Here is a 1868-nt window from a genome sequence, read left to right as displayed (position 1 = left end):
GCTTTTTGTTACTTGTTGTCATTCTATAACACTAGTTATAAAACGATTATTGTTGACGTTTGTTTGTTCAGTTTTCAAAGAGCAATTTGTTTGCTTCTATCAGAAGCAACTTTTATATCATATCATATTTAATAGTTGCTAGTCAATAACTTTCTTAAAAACTTTTAACTATTAAATTATCAATTATCGTTACCGTTCGAGGCAACTTTTATATAATACCAATTATTCATTTAATCGTCAACTGTTTTTTTCAGTTTAGCATATATATATGCTTACCTTAAGCACTCTTTTTTCTTAATCCTAATTAATAAAAGAATACTGATCTCTTAAATTGTTAATAAAATCTCTATTTTGAGATTAACAAAATATTGAGTACAGCAGGAAATCACGATTACCTTATTAATTTACATAAGTAATATTTCCCTTCTTTGATTATTATAGTCTTATCTTACAACAATCTATAGGGCACTTTGAATACTCATCGCCAACCTCTATTGTCCTCTCCTAAAAAACCATAATAGTTTTTTCTCGTTTCTTTCTATTGAAGTTTTTATCATCGTCCTTATACTTGCGAAAAGGAATTAACCCAAGGATATTCTTTTGGTTCATTTTTATTTTCCCCACTATATTAACTTTTACATGAGAAAAACGCGTTATTTTGTTCCATACAAAAATCCGTATTTAATTTCCAAAACCCGAAAGATACTTCAATGGCTCTTTTGAAAATAAATTATATGGTACAATATGGATGGAGTTAAGTTAGAGTAAAGATATACTAACTAGAAAGCGAGAGATACAATGGAAACTAGTTTAGAAAACCAAATAAAAATTACTGTAAATAGAAATAAGTTTTCAGGAACCATTCTTATCAAAAAAGCAGAAAATAATTTATTTTCTGCAAGTTATGGTTATGCTAATCGTAGCGACAACATAAAAAACACTATAGATACACGCTTTGGCATTGCATCAGGATGTAAATTATTTACGTCAATCGCTATTTGCCAACTTGTCGAGAAAGGTAAACTATCTTTTGAATCAAAATTAGAAGACTGTCTTCCTATTATCTTTCCAAATTTTAATAAAGATATTACTATTCATCACCTTTTAACACACACAGCAGGAATACCAGACTATTTCGACGAGGAAATAATGGATGATTTCGAGGAGTTGTGGATAGACCTTCCCATGTATCACATAAGAAAGTTAACCGATTTTTTGCCTCTTTTTCAGAATAAACCAATGAAATCAAGTGCCGGTGAAAAATTTCATTATAATAATGCAGGATATATTTTGCTTGGATTGGTCATCGAGGAAGTAAGTAAAATGTCATTTACTGATTTTATCGAAGAAAATATTTTTAAAAAGGTCGGAATGCAAAACTCTGGTTATTATGAATTAGATGCTCTTCCAAAAAACACTGCTTTAGGTTATATCGATTTGCCGAACAATAAATGGAGAACAAATATTTACTCATTGCCTGCAAAAGGTGGTGCAGATGGAGGCGCATTTGTAACTGCACTTGATATGTCAAGTTTATGGAATGCACTTCTAACTAATCAATTATTAAGTGATGAATATACTTCCAAGTTACTTACTCCATTTATTCAAACAAAGAAATCAACCGGATTTTATGGTTATGGGTTATGGATAGAGAAAAAGGAAAATGCTATTTTTAAATATCATATTATGGGTTACGATCCTGGAGTTAATTTTCATTCTGCCTTTTACCCCAAATCACAAATTCATACTGTTATCTGTTCAAATAAATCTGAAGGTGCGTTTGAAGTTTCGAAACTCATTGAAGATCAGTTAATATTAAAAATGGAATAAGTCTGTCCCTTACAATAAATTAAGCCAGCACTTTTCCC

General features: G+C 30.1%; 1 protein-coding gene. It reads left to right on the top strand.

Translation table 11 applies throughout. The features are described from left to right. The first annotated feature begins 798 nt into the window (after positions 1-798). A complete protein-coding gene (locus NSQ89_RS25285; protein ID WP_144547505.1) occupies positions 799-1830 on the top strand; it encodes a serine hydrolase domain-containing protein in 1032 nt (343 codons plus the stop codon). Positions 1831-1868: the final 38 nt, after the last annotated feature.

This window comes from Niallia sp. FSL R7-0648 (assembly GCF_038007005.1).
GTDB classification, from domain to species: domain Bacteria; phylum Bacillota; class Bacilli; order Bacillales; family Cytobacillaceae; genus Niallia; species Niallia circulans.
Note: the sequence above shows the minus strand (reverse complement) of the source record. Positions and strands in the feature narration are given on the sequence as shown.

Bases quoted from the DNA above. Each gene is read 5' to 3' on its own strand.
- NSQ89_RS25285 (WP_144547505.1), top strand. From the start codon at position 799: ATGGAAACTAGTTTAGAAAACCAAATAAAAATTACTGTAAATAGAAAT.